The organism is Peribacillus sp. P4_C12, assembly GCF_056402095.1.
On sequence record NZ_JBFUIB010000676.1, the window covers coordinates 1 to 1,696 of the forward strand.

Annotated in this window: 1 protein-coding gene; it reads right to left on the minus strand. The window is 34.3% G+C overall.

Translation table 11 applies throughout. The annotated features are described in order from the left end of the window. Positions 1-395 precede the first annotated feature (395 nt). The coding region (locus tag AC1DUW_RS27875; protein WP_477644061.1) for an alpha/beta hydrolase family protein at positions 396-1,696 on the minus strand (1,301 nt) is incomplete at its 5' end.

The following is a 1,696-nucleotide window of genomic DNA, read 5'->3' on the forward strand; positions in this document are numbered from 1 at the left end:
CCATTCATCTCTATCAATTATACATTCCACTTGAATTCGTAACTAACAAACTGTGCAAAGTATACAATCTCCAAGGGAATGAAATTATCGTTAAATCGGCTTCATATTTTCATCTTTAAATTAATTAATAAAAAAATTTAAAGAGGCTGTCCGGATTTTGAAACAACCTCTTTTTCACTTTAAATTCCTTAATTTTCTTATTACATCTAAGGAATCCGCTTTATTTACAAAGAAATAGCTTAAATAAAATTTGTGTCAGCTAAATTAGTGTTTTTGTCCTGTTGAAGAATTATTACCTTCAAAATCCTATTTAGGTTATACAATTATTATTTGGTAATTTCTAATAGTTTCATAAACTTTGTAGCTTCGGAGGAGTCCCAAACAGGAATCTTAGTTTATGCTTTCTCTTTTGAACGAACGAATTGATTAAAGAATGAAAGTATCTTTTGATAGACGGCAATTTCATTTTCTTTCTTGGAAAAGCCATGTCCTTCATCTTCTAACAACATATATTCAACATCTCTTCCTTTATCCTTTAATGCTTGCACAATTTGGTCTGATTCTTCTTTGACCACACGAGGATCGTTTGCGCCTTGAATAACAAGCATTGGCTTTGTCATAGAGTCTAAATAAGTGATTGGAGAATATTCAGTGAGCTTTTCTTTATCTTTTTCCGGATTTCCTACCCATTGATCCATAACTGGCTTCCAATCTTCAGGAACCGAATTGATAAAAGAGAATAGATTTGATGGACCGAAAATATCAACAACCGCTTTAAAGTAATCAGCATGGCGACCGTGAAGAAGAAGAGCCATATAACCACCATAGCTTCCACCCATTAATAGTATATTTCCTTTTTGCGTATATCCATTTTTTACCAACCAATCTAGACCAGCGACATTATCTAAGCGTGGCCTATATCCCCAGTCTCCTTCTACCATTTTCATAAATTCCAAACCATAACCAGAAGAACCACGAAAGTTTGGAGCGAAAATACTGTACCCATGATTTAAAAAGAACTGAAATGAAGCTCTAAAAAATTTCCGTTCTGCCGCTTGTGGACCTCCGTGAGGCCAGAAAATAACTTCACCATTATCATTTTCCTTTTTTGCCCTAAAAAATAATGCTTCAATCTCCAGACCATCAAAAGATGGGTATGTTATGACATCCGGTTCAACTAAGTCATTTGAATCTACTCCAGGAACAGAATACTGAGTTAATGATATCCACTCATTTCCCAATCGTTTATAAATATTATGAGGCTTAGTTGCACTCCTTCCTAATAAGTACAGAGTGCCTGATTTAGCGACTTCAAGCTTTTCAATGACACTGCAAGGGGACGAAAGCTTCTTCCAATCAGTACTTTGGAGATTGTATTCATATAAATGATCCTCTACACCCTTTTGACTAGTTACATATAATAATTGATGCTCTTTACTATATTTTAAGCCATCAAAACTCTCATTTTCCAATTCTTTAACTTTACTGAATTGGTCTGTTTCAAGGTTGTATGAAGCCAAATAGGTAAAATCTGAATCATAATCAGTCAGTAAATATACCATTGAATCTGAAACAAAAACACCATCATTAACTGTGTGTTGTTTCTCAGTAGGAGGCGTAAGCAGGATATTTTCATGGCCGCGTTTCGCATATAGAAGAGTATATGTATTAGCAAAGTGTTTATAGTATAGTAAGG